This window comes from Patescibacteria group bacterium, from assembly GCA_018819405.1.
In the GTDB taxonomy this organism is placed as follows: Bacteria; Patescibacteriota; Patescibacteriia; order UBA1558; family GWA2-36-10; genus XYD1-37-29.
On record JAHJQF010000001.1, the window covers coordinates 884,307 to 903,202 of the forward strand.

Sequence of the window (18,896 nt, forward strand, 5' to 3'; positions counted from 1 at the left end):
TTTTTATTCTAAATTACTTGTGTCCATCACCAAAACTGGCTGTCCCTTAGCAGAGATGGCTACTCCTTTTATATATTTATTATTTTTTAAAACATCCGGCCTGGTTTTCATAATTAATTCATCCTCACTAATATTGGACGCCAGAGGAAGAGCCAAATTTTTATTTTCATCTTTTAGAATTACTATATACTTTACTAACTTACTGAGACCTTTTAAGCCCAAAAAATTTTCCATACTCAATAATTTATATTTTTTCTTTTGATAAGAAAAATATTTTTGTTTAGAAAAATCTCTTAACTCTTCACTTTTGACGAGACCTTCAACCTGCGACAAAGGTATCGCTAGGTTGTAATCTAAAACTCTAAAAGTCATACTGCGAAATATAGACAAAGGTTGTGGTATCATAATGATAAATTTTGTCCCTTTACCTGGTCGGCTATCCAAGTGTATATGGCCCTCCAATTCTTTGACCTTACTCTTTACCAGACTCAGACCCACTCCTCTACCGGAAGTAGTAGTCAAGGCTTTACCTTTGGAAATACCCGGAACAAATACCAAATTATGCATTTTTTCAGGCTTGATACGCTTGGCCTCAGCAGCGCTAATAATCTTATTTTTGACAGCCATCTGGACAATATCTGGCCAATTAATACCCTGACCATTGTCTTCTACACTAATTTGCAATTTATCATTTATCAGGGCTGTTTCAATGGTTATTGTACCTTTTTTCTGCTTGTCTGAAATGCCGTGTGAGACTGCATTTTTTATGAGTTGTATCAAAATCTCTACTATTTCATCCAAAATCGCCTTATCCAAAGATAAATTATTATCTTTTATTATAAAATCTACTTTTTTATTTTGGTCTCTTGATATCTCACCGACCAAATATGGAAATGAGGAAAAAGCCTGAGACAAAGATACAATCCTTAATTTTTCCAACTGACGACGCAAATCTCCCAAAAATTTATCATTAGAAACACACAACTTCAAAAGCTCACCATCGCCCAGAGACTTGACTCTGGATTTTATCTCCATGGAATTTATAAGCAAATCTTCCAAAGAGTTTTGCATCTTGTCTAGTTTTTCAGTTGAAACAGAAATCTCAGCCACCGAAGGTAGGCTACCCAAGATATGTTTTTCCTTTTTTACCAGCTGGTTTTTGCTCACTTTTTTACCCTTTTTTAAAACCAATGTCCTAAAATTTTTGATTTCTTTATTCAAGTTTATTTCTTTGCCTTTTTTTTCTATGGATTCAAAATTATCTTGCAAAACATCCATCGCCGAAAAAAACATAGCCAGTATTTTTTTATTTATTTCCAAACGATCATTATAAACAGCATCTATTACACTTTCCATACTATGTAAAAGATCAACTGTCTTTTTGTAAGACATGGTAGCAGCCGCTCCTTTCATGGAATGAATGAGCCTAAAAATATTTTCAATGACATTTTGACTGTTTGGTTTTTTCTCCAGATACAAAAGCAAATCAGCCAATTTTTTCATTTGTTCTTTGACTGTGCTCAAATATAAATCCTTGTATTTTTCGCTAATCATTGATATTTAAAATTTGAATAATTTCTTCCGGTTCCAAAATATATATTTTGTTATCTTTTATTTTTATATATTTTTTAAACTGTTTTTTCTTTTTATCAACAAAAATTTGGGCAGATTTCACAGTTTCTAAAGCTTCTGATACCAAAAGACCATATGACTTGTCCTGATGAGAAAATAACAAAGTCTGCAACTTATCCGGATATTTTATACTCAAGCCAAGTAGCTTGGCGCTATCAAATATAGTAATTATTTTGCCTTCATAATAAATCAAACCTTTTATGTTTTTGTCAGCTCCTGGGATAGCACAAAACGAATCAAACTCCACAAATTTAGCAACTGTAGCCAAAGGCAGGGCATATGTATAATCTGCCAAAGAAAACAAAACAAATTTTGAAGATTTTTTAATCATTATTTTTTCCTACCAAATCATCAAGGGTTTTGGTCACGCTAGTCAAAGATTCTGAAGAACGATTAAGCGCCCGAGTAATGACCATTTGTTCATTTATAATCCTAGAAATATCATCAACGTGCTTGACCAAAGACCTGGATTCTTTGTTTAGTGATTTGATCATGGTATTTATAGTGCCGGCATCCTCTCTAGTCTCCTGAGTCTCTTGGTCTATAATCTGCATACTAGATGAGACTTGAGCTATATCACTGACTATTTGAGTCAAAAACTGAATATTTTGTCCAGTCACTTTAATGGTTTTGTTGGTTTCTTCCCATTGATTGACTGAAGACTCCCGCGACTCTTCTATTTGTTTTTGCATATTATCAGCCAAAGCAGTAATGGCCGAGGCAGCTTGCTCACTGGTAATATTTAATTCCCTAATCTGTGATACCAAAGAAGAAAAATCTTCACTAAAAGAATTTTTGCTGGCCTCAATAGAAGCATTTAGACTCAAAAATTTGGCTGTTTCGGCTAAAGTAGCTACTCTATTGGCAATGTCTTTTACATCTTGAGCGTAATTATCCAATGCCTGACTCAACTTTTGGTTGTCAGTTACCAGATTTTTTACCTGATTGAGACTATCTAGAGCCTGCTGTGATTTGGCTTGTCCATCAGTAGCCAAAATATTGATATCACTTGTCCTTTTGGCAGAAGCCTTGGTCTTTTTGGCAATTTTATTGAGAGATTTTACTATATCATCTACTGATTTTGTACCTTCTTTTAAGCCTTTATCCTGATTTTGACTACTAGTAATCAAAAATTGAGATAATTCACTATTTTGATTACTAATAGCTAATAGTTTTTCTACTGATTTGAAAAGCTCGGTTACTACCTTTGATAGCTCCAAAACCGAAATATGGACGGGATATGTGACGCTTTTACTGAGTCTTCTGGTAGCTATCAAGGACAAGATAAGCACCAAGGCCAAAGACACAAAGATTGCAAAAAGGATTGCTTGTTTTAATTCTAGGCTAGCGGACAAAAACTGTTCAGGACTAAATATATAAACAGCTACAAATAAAGCTAGCAAAGGCAGGAGTGAAACCAAAACAAACCAGGAAATAAATCTAAGATAAATTTTTGTTTCAAACAATTTCACAATGCCAAATTTATTTTTGTTTTAGTTCATAAATTATAACATATTTTGCCTTCAAAAACAAAACTTTATACCCAAGCTCCGAGCTTAAATTAACCTCGGAGGTTGATTTTTTTAGATTTGACAAAAACACCAAATTTTTATTATAATATATTCTAGCATTAAAAAATTAAAATGAAGAAATTAGTCCTACTTTTTGGTGATATAGTACTGCTTTATTCCAGTTTGGCTCTCACCCTCTATTTACGTTACGGCCACTTTAACAACGAATTATGGACAAGGCACCTTATGCCTTTTTCTGTTATTTTTGCTATCTGGTTGATGGTCTTTTTTATAAATGGACTATATGACATAAATAAAGCCCGTCCGGGATTTAAATTTTACGGGATACTAGTACAAAACATTTTTATAAACGGTCTGTTGGCTGTTTTGTTTTTTTATCTTATTTTGGGACATTTTACCACTTTGAAACCTCAGACAGTACTGATAATACTTTTAGGAATATTTACCATACTATTTATTGCTTGGCGAAAAGTTTTTTACAAACTCATTTCCAGCGACAAACTTGGCAATAATCTGGCCATCATAGGCGTGAGTGGTGAATCTCTGCTTTTGGCTCAAGAGATAATCACCAACCCACAATTAGGTTACAAATTGAAACTGATCATCAATCCCGATGGCTCGCCTATTCCCGAAAAATTCCAGATCATAAATAGCACTCGGGATATGCCTGATTTAAAAAATCAACTCAGCAAATATCAAATCAATACTGTAGTTTCAGTGACCAATGCTGGCTATAGCCCTGAGGTAGCTCGCTATCTTTTTGAAAATATAATTTTAAAAATACAATATTTTAATCTAACCGACTTTTACGAAAAAATAACTGGTAAGGTTCCAGTTACATCTTTGGAAAAGCACTGGTTTTTACAAAATGTCACCCAAAAAAACAAACAATGGTTTAATACCGCCAAAAGAATAATTGATTTGTTTTTTTCTGGCTTTGGTGGACTTATTTCCTTGATATTTATTATGCCGTGGCTAGCTATTGTGATAAAACTTGATTCCAAAGGTCCGCTTATTTACAAACAAGAAAGAGTCGGCTTGAATGGTCGTATATTTACCGTCTTAAAATTACGCTCCATGAGCCAAGATGCCGAAAAAAATGGTGCCCAATGGGCCAAAGAAAATGATGCTCGTATTACCAAAGTCGGCCGTTTTATAAGAAAAAGCAGATTGGACGAAATACCTCAGTTTATAAATATCTTAAAAGGAGAAATGAGTTTTGTTGGACCGCGTCCAGAAAGACCAAAATTTGTAAACCAACTCAAAGAGTCTATCCCCTTTTATAATGAAAGACATCTAGTCAAACCAGGTCTTACTGGCTGGGCTCAAATCAATTTTCCTTATGGTGCTAGTGTAGAAGATGCCAAAGAAAAATTGCAGTATGATTTATTTTATATCAAAAATCAATCCATAGCATTGGATATTTCTATAATTTTAAAAACTATAAATACTGTATTTAATAAAAGCTTGGGTAGATAATGCTACTGTCATGCCGGACTTGATCCGGCATCTCCAATGTAAAAAGATAATTATAGGAGATGCTGAAATAAATTCAGCATGACAGATTATAAAAATACAACACCTCATTTTATCTAGCTCGCAATAGACACGTAAATTATGGATAAACTAAAAGGAAAAACAATACTTGTTACCGGAAACGTCGGCTTTATAGGCTTTCATTTGTCAAAAAAACTTTTGGAAAATAATATTAATGTCATTGGACTTGATAATATCAATGATTATTATGATCCTCAAATAAAAGAAGACCGTCATAAAATACTAAGCCAATTTTCAAATTACAAATTTTACAAAGGCAATCTAGAAGATCTTGATTTTGTCAAAAAAGTATTGGACGACAACAAGATTGATAAAATCTGCAATTTAGCGGCTCAAGCCGGCGTCAGATACAGCCTCACTCACCCTCATACTTATATACAATCAAATATAGTTGGCTTTAGCAATTTGATTGACGAAGCCAAAAATCATGGTATAAAAGATTTTGTCTATGCATCTTCTAGCTCTGTCTACGGTAAAAACAAAAAAAGCCCTTTTTCAATAGAAGACAAGGTAGACCATCCTATCTCTCTGTATGCTGCCAGCAAAAAAGCCAATGAGCTCATTGCTCACACTTATCATCATTTATTCGGCCTCAACTGTACAGGCTTACGATTTTTTACTGTATATGGTCCTTATGGCCGTCCTGATATGGCCTTGTTTCTTTTTACCAAAGCTATTTTGGAAGACAAGCCTATAAAAGTTTTTAACCACGGCAATATGGAAAGAGATTTTACCTATATTGATGATATAGTAAGCGGTATTATTGCCAGCCTGGAAAAATCATATCCATACGAAATATTCAATCTCGGCAACAACAAACCTATAAAGCTAAATTATTTTATAGAGCTGATTGAAAAAGAGCTTGGACTCAAAGCTAAAAAAGAAATGCTGGATATGCAACTTGGCGACGTAGCTTCAACCTGTGCCGATATTGACAGTTCCAAAGAAAAATTAAATTACAGCCCGAAAACAAGTATTGAAGATGGCATTAAAAAATTTATCTCTTGGTACAAAGAATATTACAAAATATAATGATCCAAAAAATAAAAAACTGGTCTTTCCAGTTACTCAAAAAAAGTGAAAAATATACAAAGACTGATATGGTCTATTTGGCTAAAGGAGAGTTTTGGTTAATTGGTGGTCAGATTCTTTCTTCTGCTTCTACATTTTTCCTGGCTGTTTCCTTTGCTAATTTATTACCAAAAGAAACTTATGGCACATACAAATATATTTTATCTATATTTGGCATATTGACTATCAGTACTTTGAGGGGCTTAGAATCTCCTCTGTCACAATCTATAGCCAAAAACTATGAGGGCGATTTCCTTATTATTTTAAAAGAAAAAATAAAATACGGATTTTTTGGAGCTCTAGCTAGCTTTATACTAGGTGTTTACTATTACGTCAATGGTAATAATATCCTATCTGTTTGTTTTTTTATTGTATCCGTATTCGTTCCTTTTTTTGAGCCTTTGGGAATTTATCATAACTATTTGCTGGCCAAAAAAAAATTCCGACAATCAACAATTTATAAATCAAGCAGCCAGATATTGACAACTCTATTAATGATTGTTGCTTTATTTGTTATACCGAATATATTCACTGTTATTTTGGTTTATTTCTTTTCATGGAGTGTTTTAAGAATATATTTTTTGATAAAAACTATCAAAAAATTTCCGCCAAACAAAAAAAAAGAGCCACAAGCAATCTCCTACGGTCGGCATTCCACAGCTATAAATGTACTGGCCTCATTTATCGGTTCTATTGATGCTTTGCTACTTTTCCATTATTTTGGTGCCGCCGAATTGGCTATATATTCCTTTGCTCTATCGCCGGTCAATCAATTTAGTTCTTTATTTGACAAATTGCCAACATTAGCTCTACCAAAATTGGCCGTAAGAACTATTTATGAAATAAAACAGATATTCTGGCGCCGAGTTATCTTTTTATCAATCATTGGTGCAGTTATTTCTCTAGTTTATATTTTTTTGTCACCAATATTGTTTAAAATATTTTTCCCCGAATATTTAGACTCTATTTTTTATTCACAAATTTTTTCTCTTACCATTATACTCACCTTAGCACAGTCTTTCATCAGCCCTGTTCTAAACTCACGACTGACAATAATACCAAAAAAAATGCTCTATTTGTGGAACATACCTGGAATTATTTTTATTTTTTCAGCATTCCTATTGATAAATTATATAGGCATTATGGGGATAATCCTCAGCCGTTTGGCTGCAACATTAACCACTACCATAATCGGTCTGATTATCTGGAATAAAATAAAAAAACTGGAAATAAAATAAAGTTTACCAAAAAGATATTTTGTTGTTGATATTTTCCAAAATATCTTTTTTTATTTCTTCATTATAAATACCGGCTTTGAGAATAACATTGACTTTACCTTGGCCTGCCAAAATTTTTGGCGAGTCAACCATTAGAGAGGTACCATATAGACGCTTGCCATTTTTTATAGCACTATTATCTAAAATTTTAACAATTTTTTTAGTATTTAAACCAAAGCCAATTAAATATTGAGAAAAAATATGGGCGCCAAACATATACACCGGTTCCTTTGCTGAATCAATTTTTTTGTTTAAATCAGCAACCATATTTAAGTGATAATTAACAAAATCCATGAATAGTTTTTTGTATTCATTATATTTATTTTCTAATACCAAAGGGTTGCTTGGCAAAGCTATTTTTTCTGTAGCATAAAAAATACTGTGCGGGGAGCCATAATACTCCTTGGATAAAATTTTGAAACCACACTTCTCTAAAATATACTCAGTTACAGCTTCCGTCAAAAAAACTGTGTGCTCAAAATTGAGACAATTGGTAAAATTATTTTTTAACATCTCTTCCATATTGGGAAAAGTAAAAATATGTTTCTGACCTAGTTTTAAAAATTTGGCTATATGCTCGATAAATTTAAATGGCTCATAAGTATGTTCAAAAACATGCGAATGAACAATAGTATCAACTGACTCGTGAATGCTAAATTTATCATCAAACCAGCCTTGAATAACTTTGATTTGCTTATTTTTTATATACTGAGGGTTTGGCTCAACGATAGTCCATTTAATTTTATCATCAAGCTCCAGACAATTATTAGCAATAATATCATGAGCTCCACCAATTTCCAAAATATTTTTACCGGGATTATTTTTGTATAAAAATTTAGCAAAAGCCCGATAATGATCCTGCCAAACTTTACCTACACCATCATTGTGCTGGTCAAGATATAAAATATCCAAAGGTATTAATTTTCTTAATTGAATTAAGCCAGTATCAGAACAAATATCCCACACCATATCGGCTTTAATATCTTCATCAGCTGGCGTATCAACACAGCCCATAAATACCGGAAAATTTTTGAGTGTATAAAGATGTTCAAGATTTTTCTCCCCCGTTAACAAACTCTTATCACGAATAATATAATTCATAAATTTTGTTTAATTTTGCTTACATATTTTATCATACCAATATTATCTTTACAATAAAATTGGCGTTGACAAAATCAAAATTATATGTTATATTTATAGGTCTTTCCCAAACTCCTAAACCTGCAAAATCATACCGAAAAGGAGGCGACTAGATGTTTGAGGAACTCACACGAGCCAAGCAACTTGAAAAAGAGGCTGGCTGGAAAGACCCACTCACCTACGCGGTAGTGGCAACTATCCTCTGCAAACGCGGCCAGACGCTGGCCCAAACCCAGTTCCTGGTCACGACCAGACAGCAGGGCGCGGTCAAGGGTCACAAGCAAAGCCACCATGGTGGCTTCATCAAGCCGACCGACCAAAATGTAATGGCTGCGGCCAGACGCGAGGTCAGAGAGGAGACCGGCTTTATTTTGGAGCCGAGCGACATGCAGTTCCTTTCCATTATGGGACCAGAGCTTTACCGCTCCACCATGAGCCATGATGATGGTTTTACCAGCTTTACGCTGACCATCACCAATGAGCAGGCCGAACCAACCGCCCCTTTCATTCTCACGCTTTTCCTCGCCGATGTTTCGCAAGCCAAGAGGGTGAGCGAAAACGACGGTGAGGTCAGCAACCAACGATGGCTGAGTCTCTCCGACATCGTGAAACAATACGGCCAGAGCATGAAGTTCAACTACTTCAGCTTCCTCTGGCAAGCCATGATACTGCTGGTGGGACGCACGGTCCCGCCTATCCCGCCCACAAGCCCAGGAACCTACTTGCTGTAAAGCGGAAAGTGAGAGAAAGAGTCATGTACTCGCAACAGGAACTACTGACAGCCAGTAAAAATGCTGTGCTGGCTGGCATGAAAGTGGTGCGCCAATTTCAATTAAGAGGTGCACCGCCGGCAGAAGTCAAGGACACTGATCAGACCCTCGTCACTCAGGCCGATCGCCAAAGTGGCGAAGCTATCAGAGAAGTGCTCCGGGAATTCCTGCCTGAACTGGCTATCCATGGTGAAGACATGGATGGATTTTCCAGCCAAAGCTCCCTGCTTATTCTACCTGACCCGCTGGACGGAACTCGGGCCTTTACCAACGGTCTAACCACTTCCACTGTCATTGTCGGCATCTACGACCGCTACATTAAGCAGTTGGTCAGCTGTGTCATCGGCGAACCAATCAGCGGCCGAGTCTGGACAGCTAGTTCTGGCCAACTCACTCAAGTCCATCTCTTCGACGAGCCGTGCAGTAGGGAAGCTACCTTCTGGCGCTACGCCACCGTCTGGGATGGGCCACTGAACATGCAGAGCACAATTCTGTGGGATCTGTCACATGGCTTCGTAAGTCGTGGCAAACAGATCCTGACTGACCAACAAATCGCTCTGCTATTTCGCCACCTCAACCAGACAGCACCCATCCTCATGCCTGGCTCCAACGGCCTGCATCAAGCACTAGTGGCCAATGGCGGACAGAAGCTGGGTGGCTCTATCACCACGGCTATCGGTGGTCCTTGGGATGTCTGTGGCGCACTACTGGTACTCCAAGCTGGTGGCGCTGCCCAAGGTCTGTCCATGGGGCACGACCGACAACTCACCAAGGTCGATCCCCTGGATGTTCTTTCCTACGACATTTTGGTGACTGGCAACAGCCAACAAACTGTCAAAACTCTCACCGAGGCTATCCTGGCCATCAATGGTCAGTAAGTCCTTCGATGAAAAACAAGAGGCTCTCCGCAACAACGGCGAGCCTCTCTTTTTTAATTTAAATTTGCCAAATATTTCTGCGTATTTTCTAAAGCCGAGATATTGCCAGTGTCTAGCCAAACTGGAAATGGTATCCACTTAAAATCAATCTTTTGCTCTAGCATTTTTTCCAAAACATGGACCTCTGATAAACCGGAATTCAATTTATCTGTGTTATAAATACTCTCCAAAGCTTGCCAAAATAATTTATAATCATAAATACCATCCAAACCAATATGAATAGAATCAAAAGGATTGACTCCTTTTTCATTTAATTGAATAATTTTATTATCCTTGACTGTATGGGTGCGATATTGATCAAGAATAAGGGCTGTCTTTGCCCAGTCGGTCACATAGCCACCAATCCAATTTTTATCTGGCTGTGGTATAGGGTCAACTACAATTGTATCGCAGGCCTGAAAAATAAAAGGGCACTGCAATTTTTCTTTGGCTTGTAAAAGCGAATAGCCCAAACTACTGCCAGCACCCTCATAATTATCCACTAAGGCAAATTCAAAATTTCTCTCCGGAAAACTTTTTAACAAAAATTCTTTAACCTGACTACCTAAATACCCTAGGGTAATGACCACCGTAACATCAATCGGATATGATTTGAGAAGATAATAAATAATCGGGTGGCCATTTATCTCCACCAGTGCTTTATTTTTATTTTTTGTTAAAGCGCCAAGACGTGAACCAGTGCCTGAGGTTGTAATTAATACTTTATAGTCATCATTTGTCATTTATTATTTATAAGTTGTTTAGATAAATATCAAGGTTATTCATTACTTCTTCAATAATTAATTCCCTAAAATCTTCATAATTATTTATTTTTTTGTATATATCCTGGTAAGCATCCGAAGAAAAATTATAATGACCAGCAATGACAGAACACAAAAATTTATTATCTTTGTTATTATTGTGTAGCCACTTACCCCATTTGCCACTTTGGTAACTCTGCTCTAACCATTTACTGATATCAATCCCGTATGTCAAAGCTTTCTGGATAGTCAGCTCGGTCTGAATTACTCCATACTGAGGAGCTACATTGACAGCATCAATCAAACCTTTACGTAAAGTTATACTATCAGCATCCAAATAATCAGCATTATGCTCTTTGAGAAATAAATTATATTTATTAGCTAATTTTCTTACTTTTTTCAAAAATTCAATATTAAAATCTCCAACTTGATTAATTTCTTTTATCAAGCTACCACTTTGACAAACATAAAATATCAAATTTGAAAATTTAGAAAAATATTCCATTTCTTCTTCAATCTTCTTAATATCATCCAAAAAAACTCCCTCATTTTCGTCAGTGCCTATTTCTATCAAAATATTTGGATTCTTTTTTTGTATATATTCAATTGCCTTTTTAGATTCTGCTAAAATTTCCTGATAGTTACCCTTGAAATGGCAAAAGTCTATATGGATTAGATCAAAACCATTTGCAATATCACTATCTATGGTTTTATAAACATCCTCTAAGTCATCATTTTTAAAGCCTGGTCCGCAATGATCACGGCATATATACACCTTAGACCTGGGATATTGTTTTTTTAGTTGGGAAATATAATTTGCATACTCATTGGTGCTCCAGGTATTTACATAACCCCTGTCCCAATCTATTTGATTTTTTGAGGCAATGAGCATCAATGGCTCATTTTTGTTCTCTGAGTAACGAAAAACTGCTTCAATTATTTCACTACTCATAGGACCAACGCCTAATTTGCTATATATTTTCATTTATCCTATCTTATCTAAATATTTTTTTAATACTGGAAACTTTGCCAGCCTAATTTTATATAAAAATTTTCTAAATAATATCTGAGATGAATCTACTATTGACATATTACGCTTTGGCAACACAATATCCTCATTAGAAAAAATTATTAAACCACTTTTAGCATCCCTATCAAAATTAGAAAGCCATGTCCTAGCGTCTAAATCAAAAACATATTTACCAGCCTTTTTTAATCTGTCTATAAATTCACCCCTACTGAATCCGCCAAAAGGACTGCTATAAATGCTAAAATTTTCCACAAAATAACCACTGCATGCCGGTAAAATTAATTCTTTAAAATATTTTTCTTGCAAATCACGTGACATTTCCGAAAAAGCTGCATTAGAAATTACTAACGAAATATTACCAGAAAAGCATATTTCTGGATTCAAAGATGCTTTATAGCCAAATTGTTCTAACCATTTAGATATTAAAGGTAACGAACTCTCCAAATCAAATATTTTCCATCTCTCTCTAATTTCCTCTTGGAATTTTTCCACAGAAAAATCATTGGCTATTTTACATTCTCCTCCATAGCCCGCTCCAATTTCTACAATAATATTCTGCTTAGCAAAAATATCTACTCCAAACAAATCCATTAAGTTAAATATATTATTTATATAGCGCAAAGTTGTAGGATTAAAATTTATTTTATTCCCTCGCAACTTTAAACATATTAAATTTTTTGGGTTACCTACTATATCTGATGTAGAAAATTTTCTAGCCATCATATGAAAAACTTCATTACGTCTTAACCTTCTCAAATTCCATTTACCTGCTCTGATAGGAGAGCCCTCTACTATACGACAAACTGTCGGATGGTTTCTAAATTCCTTAAAAGAATCATTATCAGCGAACTCTTGACAATCTTTTATCCATTGATCATCCTGTCCAGATATAGAACTACGATCTTGAAAATTATATTCTGCCATATTCTATAAATTATTCCCCCAAACCCCTTCTCCTTTTTCTAATTTGACATTCAAGGGATCAAATGGCTCAAAAAATTTTTCCATAATATGCAAACATGCCTCAGCAACCGCCTTATCACCACCTTTAGATATAGTAACAAAGTCTGCTTTATTTTTTGTGGTATAAAAAGCATTAGCTGGAGCAATACTATAAGCTACTTTATCAAATACTATAGCATCAAATATCCCGTCTCCCATAAAAATAGTCTCTTCCAATGGATATCTCTCTTTTATCCATTCTACTCTTTCAAAAGTACTGACTAAATCTAAAGGGAACTTCATATCTTCTTGCACTCTTTTTTTTGTAATATCAAAACCGCGTTTATCACCACTAATCATATGAATCTGTAAATATCTTTTTAACAAGCATAAGGCATCATTATCATCCGGACCAAAAATCTTCATTACTTTGCCTTCGCTGGTATAATGATACTGCCCGTCGGTCAGAACTCCGTCTACATCTACGACAAAATACTTAGGTGTTTTAATTATTTTTTTAGACTTCTCCATAAATTTAATTTACCAAAATAATACAAAAATAAATTCAAAGGATGATGGTGCAATGGCGACATATTGAGCCAAATTAAAGCTGTCAGCGCCTTTACCTTTTTCAAATCATAATCATTATCTTCTAACCAACGATGAAAAGTTTCCTGACAAACCACCAAATTATGCCGACGCATTATATCGCAATTAACCTTTCCCAATTCATCAATATCTATAGTAAACAGATTATTATTAATCACATCGTGGTTAACCACCAAATTATGGTTGAATTTGGATAAATCATAATATTTGTCTCCGCCATCTAAAAGCCCCCCAAAATTCTGACGCCAATCCAAGAGACAATACCCCTTATCGGTCTTGAGAATGTTATCCAAAACAAAATCACCATGAAAATTAGAATATTTACCATCCGTCAACCAGTCAAAATCAAGCTGCTCAAACATCTCTTTAATACTGGGGACTTCTTCGCCGTTTATTATATCTTGTTTATCTTCAATATTGGCGCTCTGGATCATCTGCTGTATTCTTTCTAGTGATTTATTATAATAAAAATCATAACATTTTGTTTTAAATTCCTCACTACTCAATTTATTATTGCTATCAATCCACAAATTTTTCTCAGCCCACTTAAAAAATTTGCTTATTTCCGGTGGTGTAATAACTCTTGACAATAATCGTCCGTCGACATATTTGTAACGATAAAAATTTCCTTGGACACCCTCTATCTCAGGTATCACCGCCTTCAAAATTTTGGCTCTAGCTACCCTATCTTCTACGTCCTGTTTATTATGAAAAAATTTAATAACAAAATTATCAAAAATAAAAATTGACTCCGCTAATTTATCCAAAATGAAAAATGGGTCATGGATTTTTTTCCTTACCTGATTAATAGCATCTATATTACCAACATCAAACCAGGAATTAAACGGCTTAAAATGAAACACGGACTGGTTGCCTAACATTTCATTAATAACCCCCATATCACCTAAAGTACGACTATTTTTATCTTGACTATACAAATTCTCCAAAGTAGTCCAAAATTTAACATAATCATTAATACCAACCAGACCTATATGCACACTATGTATATAACCATAATCGGTGGAGCCTTTGTCATTAATATGAATTACTTTTTCACCCACAATATTTAGAGAGGCATAATTAGCAGTATTGTCACTTTGGAAACCGGCAATCCAATTAGTATCTGGCTTGGGTATTTCATCATTAACTATAGTATCCCCGGCATGATATATAAAAGGACACTGTAGTTTATCTTTGGCTTTTAACATAGAATAACCCAAGCTGCTGCCCGGTCCTTCATATTTATCAACCTCAACAAACTCAAATCTTCTATCAGGATAAGCTAGTTTAACAAAATCCTTTATCTGCTCGCCAAAATAACCAATAGCTATAACTATTGTTATATCCTTAGGATAAGCTTCTATGATATATGATAAAGTGGGTTTTTTTCCAATCCTAATCAAAGAATGGTTAGTATATTTTACTAAATCTCCCAAATGACGGCTAGCACTAGCAGCCGGTATCAATACTTTATAGTTAACTGCGGCCATAATCGTCCTCTACTCTCACTACGTCATCCAACTCCGAAGTAGAACACTCCAAATAAAGAGCATCTCCTTCGCGAGCGGCCATACGGTGTTTTTCAAACGGCTCAATGGTAGCAACTTCTCCCGGATTTAAGATTACTTCCTTATCTTCATAAATAATAACTAATTTGCCAGACAAAGCTACTATGGTTTCAAGTTTATGTTCGTGATACTGATATGAGCATTGATGACTATTTTTCATCATTAATCTTTTGACAGTATATTTATCATTGGTCTCTAATATTTCTTCATAACCCCAAGGCTTGTCAATGTGTTGTATCTCTTTTATCATATTTTTTATCCTCTTTATATAAACCTCTACTAATTAAATCGCTACCTGGATAACCCAAATTATCATCTATACAGGCAAACAATTCATATTTTGCCAGACCCATTTTAATTGGCAAAATATCCCAACGATAAGGCGACTTTTCCAATTCAAAGGGATAATTGTTTTGCCATTTTGTCAGTTTACCAAAAATCAATCTATTTATCAAATCGTAATATTTGCGATGATTAAACTTAAAACCCAACCTATCTAATAGTATCATTACCCTGAAAAGATTGGTAGTAATCCATCGTGGCAATTTATACCTCTCTTGCTTTAATAATTTTATTAAAAATTTTTTATTAAAAATACCGGACATAGAGATAATATATTTATCATATCCTTTATCTAGTTGGTGTTTCCATAATTTTTTGGTCAAATAAACCGTATCTATATACTCATGTTCTTCTAAATTATCAGCTAAAAAATTTTTACGATATTCTCCAAAGACCCACCAGGAATACATCATGTAATCTACATTATTTTCTTTCATTTCTTTTATTATTTCCGGATAGACTTCCTGGGGTGCTAAATTCACATGATCCTCATTCCAAACTAAAATATAATCATGTTTAGCCTCGCCCACCATATCCAAAGCATTTCTAAACCAACCACCTCCAGGTCTATTGTCATCTAAGAGCTCAAATAAAACCATTTTATTACCCAAACTCTGTTTTAAAAAATCTATAACATCCTCCCTTAGATCACCTCGTACATTTATCAGCCAATTATCGGATATATCCTTAAAAGAATTAAATGAATCCTTCAAATGTTGAAATCTTCTTTGATTATTTACAAATATGTTAGCAAAAATTGTAATATTTTTATGTGCCATAATCTTATTTTTCTGATTCATCCTTCCAATATTTTTGCCCGTCTTGTGGTTTTAGCCCGACAAAAAATTGTATCAAGAATGCATCAAAAGCTCTAATAAAGGCATATTTAAAACCTGCCTTACCATCTTTATATAATTTTCTTTTGAAGTAGAGTTTCTTGAATCTATAATTAAAATACCATATACCCCTAATCAGATGTCTAAAAAAACTTTTTGTCTTTGGCGTTCTCTCAATCTGCAATTCAAGTTGAGGAAAAATTCTTTGTGGACGATAAATATAATGTTGCCATCTTTGTTGATGCCATACTATTTCTTCAAAAATTTCTACTTCCTCCCCCGTGTAATTCAAATTTTCATGCACCCTATTTTTTTCCTGTTCACAATACAAAATCCCACAATTATTTTTTAATATTCTTTCCGGGTTATCTATCAAATGCGTCACTGATTCATCAACTCTTTTTATCCTAAAAACTTTATTATCATGCTCCAACAAATAGTCTCTTATTTTAGACTTGAAATCTTCAGATAATCTTTCATCGGTATCTAAAATAATTATATAGTCCTTAGTCGCTTTGCTAATTGAATAGTTTTTAGCTTTGCCATAATGAAAAACGCCAGGTAATTTGTACTCATATAATTTTATATTGCCATGACTAGCCATAAAACTATTGATTATCTTCAAAGTATTATCTGTAGAACCGGTATCCACTATTATTATTTCATCAGCAAAATTAACCAAAGATGATAAAAAACCGCCAATTTGTTTTTCCTCATTTTTGACTATATTACATACTGAGATGCTGATTTTTCTATCTTTATCCATTTGCTTTATAATATCTATAATATTCCTTTACTGTATTTTCCCAGGAAAATCTGGAAGCAAACTCCTTGGAGTTTTCACCAATTTTTTTTATATCCCCTTCCAATATTTTTATTATTTTTTCATAAATATCCTCACTATTTTTCTGCTCTGCCAAATATCCATTATAACCATCAAACAAAGCATCCTCGATTCCGCAACCTTTGCTCCCAATAACCGGTAAACCAAAACTAGCCGCTTCCAAAAAAACCAAACCAAATCCTTCAAAATGTTCCTTGTCATTTATAGAATTTAACAAAAATATGTCAGCTATGGAATAAAAAAATAGTAACTCTTCCTCATCGGCATTATTAATAAATAAAACATTATCTGATATGTTTTTCTCTTCAATATATTGCTTTATTGAATCAACATAAATTTTGTCTTGTCCTGATCCTAAAATAAAATAACGGAAATCAGGGTATTGCTTTATAATTTTTGAAATAGCCTTCAAAGTATACAATTGGCCTTTACGTTTTTTGACGGCGCCTACTGTCAAAAAAATAGGGTAATTCTTTTCTATTAAATTATATCTTATTTTGTATTTGCCAATAATTTCTTCGGACGTTCCAGTTATCTGCGGCTTGCCCAAAAGTATTACCTCTAAATTGTCCAACTTTATTTTTTCCAAAATTCTCCTTTTAGTATAGTTACTAATACAAAAAATCTTTTGTGCTCTTTTATAAGCCAAAGTTAAAAAAAATCTTTTTACAAAACTGCCCATAGGTGCTACTGAATAAGTACCAACGCCATTTATAAAAAATTTTTTATTTGTCCCTAAAACTGCAAAATAAGCATAAACCGCATATGGCCATCCGTCAAAAGCATGCACCACGTCACTTGATGACGACATTTTTTTGATTTTATATATATTATAAAAAAAACTAAACGCCCCCGTAAGCGGGCGCATATTTTTTTTCTCGGTTATTACCCGTAGATCTAAACCAAGATTTTTGAGACCATTTACAATAGCCAAAGAATAAACTCCCCAGCCGCTGAAACTATCTATATTATTGGTAATAACAGTGACTTTCATTTTATTTTTTACCTAGCCTCTCAAGATCAGCTTCAACCATCATTTTGACCAATTCCTCAAAATTCACTTTTGGTTTCCAACTCAATTTTTCCCTAGCTTTACTATTTTGACCTTGCAGAGTAAAAAGCTCAGCTGGCCTTTTAAAGCGGGGATCTATCTTCACATATGGCTGCCAATTATTAATGCCAACACATTTAAAAGCAATATCCAAAAAATCTCTAATGCTGTGCGTTTGACCGGTAGAGATTATATAATTATCGGCCTCATCCTGCTGCATCATCAACCACATTGCTTCTACATAATCGCCAGCAAAGCCCCAATCTCTTTTACTATCTAAATTGCCTAACTTAATATCATTTGCCAAGCCCAGCTTGATGCGGGCTACTCCGTCGGTAATTTTTCTAGAAACAAACTCCTTGCCTCTAATGGGCGATTCATGATTGAACAAAATGCCATTGACGCAAAACATACTAAAACTTTCCCTATAATTTACCGTCATCCAATAAGCAAAAAGTTTGGAAATGGCATAAGGACTGCGCGGGTGAAATGGTGTGTCTTCAGTTTGAATGCCGTCAAAATTGCTGTTGCCAAACATTTCACTGGTAGCGGCGTGATAAAACTTGGCCGAAGGATGATGATGTTTAATGGCATCCAATAATTTTAAAGTGCCAATAGCATTTATTTCTGAGGTCACAATTGGCTGATCCCAAGAAGTGCCAACAAAAGATTGAGCGGCCAAATGATAAACTTCATCCGGTCTGATTGTTTTAATAGCGTGAATAAGCGACGCTTCATCGGTGAGGTCGCCGTCAATATAGTCAATGTCTTTATCAATGCCCAAATAAACCAAATTGGAAAAATCACGATTGACAATCCTCCTAATTAAACCATAGACTTTATAATCTTTGGACAATAAAAATTTTGCTAGGTAGGCCCCATCCTGACCGGTAATTCCGGTAATCAACGCTTTTTTCATAAATTTTTATTTACTTTTATCCCTCAACTTTATTATATAAAATAAGTCTGAATGTATTGATAATATAAGTTAAAAAATACCATTTTTGCAGCTCTTAG

Annotated in this window: 19 protein-coding genes; 5 read left to right on the top strand and 14 right to left on the bottom strand. The window is 34.5% G+C overall.

Translation table 11 applies throughout. From position 1 onward, the window contains the following. Positions 1-3 precede the first annotated feature (3 nt). Genes KKH39_04560 through KKH39_04570 form a run of 3 tightly spaced genes read right to left on the bottom strand, consistent with a single transcriptional unit; the run spans position 4 to position 3,104 of the window. Positions 4-1,554 (bottom strand): Hpt domain-containing protein, encoded by a 1,551-nt coding sequence (locus KKH39_04560; protein ID MBU1203282.1) that lies wholly within the window; start codon positions 1,552-1,554, stop codon positions 4-6. Then, positions 1,547-1,963 carry a chemotaxis protein CheW gene (locus KKH39_04565; protein ID MBU1203283.1) on the bottom strand — a complete coding sequence of 139 codons (417 nt, stop codon included), beginning with the start codon at positions 1,961-1,963 and terminating at the stop codon, positions 1,547-1,549. Before KKH39_04565 ends, KKH39_04560 begins: the two co-directional genes overlap by 8 nt. Then, entirely contained in the window at positions 1,956-3,104 is a 1,149-nt protein-coding gene (locus tag KKH39_04570; GenBank protein MBU1203284.1) for a methyl-accepting chemotaxis protein, read from the bottom strand. The genes KKH39_04565 and KKH39_04570 overlap by 8 nt, the downstream gene beginning before the upstream one ends. Before the next feature lie 171 nt (positions 3,105-3,275). Here KKH39_04570 and KKH39_04575 point away from each other — a divergent pair, with 171 nt between their 5' ends. From KKH39_04575 to KKH39_04585, 3 genes are all read left to right on the top strand, one after another. Continuing rightward, a complete protein-coding gene (locus KKH39_04575) occupies positions 3,276-4,643 on the top strand; it encodes a sugar transferase (GenBank protein ID MBU1203285.1) in 1,368 nt (455 codons plus the stop codon). A 138-nt stretch (positions 4,644-4,781) separates the two neighbouring features. Continuing rightward, a complete protein-coding gene (locus tag KKH39_04580; protein MBU1203286.1) occupies positions 4,782-5,753 on the top strand; it encodes an NAD-dependent epimerase/dehydratase family protein in 972 nt (323 codons plus the stop codon). Beyond that, on the top strand, positions 5,753-7,030 hold the full coding sequence (locus KKH39_04585) for an oligosaccharide flippase family protein (GenBank protein ID MBU1203287.1): 1,278 nt from the start codon (positions 5,753-5,755) through the stop codon (positions 7,028-7,030). Before KKH39_04580 ends, KKH39_04585 begins: the two co-directional genes overlap by 1 nt. Positions 7,031-7,033: 3 nt before the next feature. Here the strand turns inward: KKH39_04585 and KKH39_04590 are convergent, their stop codons facing one another. Continuing rightward, positions 7,034-8,170 carry a class I SAM-dependent methyltransferase gene (locus tag KKH39_04590; GenBank protein ID MBU1203288.1) on the bottom strand — a complete coding sequence of 379 codons (1,137 nt, stop codon included), beginning with the start codon at positions 8,168-8,170 and terminating at the stop codon, positions 7,034-7,036. 152 nt (positions 8,171-8,322) lie between these two features. Here KKH39_04590 and KKH39_04595 point away from each other — a divergent pair, with 152 nt between their 5' ends. Continuing rightward, a complete protein-coding gene (locus tag KKH39_04595) occupies positions 8,323-8,940 on the top strand; it encodes an NUDIX hydrolase (GenBank protein MBU1203289.1) in 618 nt (205 codons plus the stop codon). 23 nt (positions 8,941-8,963) lie between these two features. Then, the gene (locus KKH39_04600) at positions 8,964-9,857 is read left to right on the top strand and encodes a hypothetical protein (protein ID MBU1203290.1); all 894 of its coding nucleotides are present in this window, start codon (positions 8,964-8,966) and stop codon (positions 9,855-9,857) included. Between the two features lie 53 nt (positions 9,858-9,910). Here the strand turns inward: KKH39_04600 and KKH39_04605 are convergent, their stop codons facing one another. From KKH39_04605 to KKH39_04650, 10 genes are read right to left on the bottom strand one after another with little or no spacing between them, the layout of a single operon-like run. Further along, positions 9,911-10,639, bottom strand: coding sequence for a hypothetical protein (locus KKH39_04605; protein ID MBU1203291.1), 729 nt, complete (start codon positions 10,637-10,639; stop codon positions 9,911-9,913). Positions 10,640-10,646: 7 nt separating this feature from the next. Beyond that, on the bottom strand, positions 10,647-11,642 hold the full coding sequence (locus KKH39_04610) for a class II fructose-bisphosphate aldolase (GenBank protein ID MBU1203292.1): 996 nt from the start codon (positions 11,640-11,642) through the stop codon (positions 10,647-10,649). Beyond that, positions 11,643-12,611: a hypothetical protein gene (locus tag KKH39_04615; protein ID MBU1203293.1), complete on the bottom strand. Its 969-nt coding sequence runs from the start codon at positions 12,609-12,611 to the stop codon at positions 11,643-11,645. It abuts the gene before it with no gap. Positions 12,612-12,614: 3 nt separating this feature from the next. Beyond that, on the bottom strand, positions 12,615-13,160 hold the full coding sequence (locus tag KKH39_04620; GenBank protein MBU1203294.1) for an HAD hydrolase family protein: 546 nt from the start codon (positions 13,158-13,160) through the stop codon (positions 12,615-12,617). After that, the gene (locus tag KKH39_04625) at positions 13,139-14,728 is read right to left on the bottom strand and encodes a hypothetical protein (GenBank protein ID MBU1203295.1); all 1,590 of its coding nucleotides are present in this window, start codon (positions 14,726-14,728) and stop codon (positions 13,139-13,141) included. The genes KKH39_04620 and KKH39_04625 overlap by 22 nt, the downstream gene beginning before the upstream one ends. Continuing rightward, the gene (locus tag KKH39_04630; protein ID MBU1203296.1) at positions 14,715-15,056 is read right to left on the bottom strand and encodes a cupin domain-containing protein; all 342 of its coding nucleotides are present in this window, start codon (positions 15,054-15,056) and stop codon (positions 14,715-14,717) included. Before KKH39_04630 ends, KKH39_04625 begins: the two co-directional genes overlap by 14 nt. Further along, a complete protein-coding gene (locus tag KKH39_04635; protein MBU1203297.1) occupies positions 15,031-15,927 on the bottom strand; it encodes a hypothetical protein in 897 nt (298 codons plus the stop codon). Before KKH39_04635 ends, KKH39_04630 begins: the two co-directional genes overlap by 26 nt. Before the next feature lie 4 nt (positions 15,928-15,931). Further along, positions 15,932-16,750, bottom strand: a complete 819-nt coding sequence (locus KKH39_04640; protein ID MBU1203298.1) for a glycosyltransferase family 2 protein — start codon at positions 16,748-16,750, stop codon at positions 15,932-15,934. Next, positions 16,743-17,822, bottom strand: a complete 1,080-nt coding sequence (locus tag KKH39_04645; protein MBU1203299.1) for a glycosyltransferase family 4 protein — start codon at positions 17,820-17,822, stop codon at positions 16,743-16,745. Before KKH39_04645 ends, KKH39_04640 begins: the two co-directional genes overlap by 8 nt. Position 17,823: 1 nt before the next feature. Next, positions 17,824-18,798: a GDP-mannose 4,6-dehydratase gene (locus tag KKH39_04650; protein ID MBU1203300.1), complete on the bottom strand. Its 975-nt coding sequence runs from the start codon at positions 18,796-18,798 to the stop codon at positions 17,824-17,826. Between the last annotated feature and the right edge of the window lie 98 nt (positions 18,799-18,896).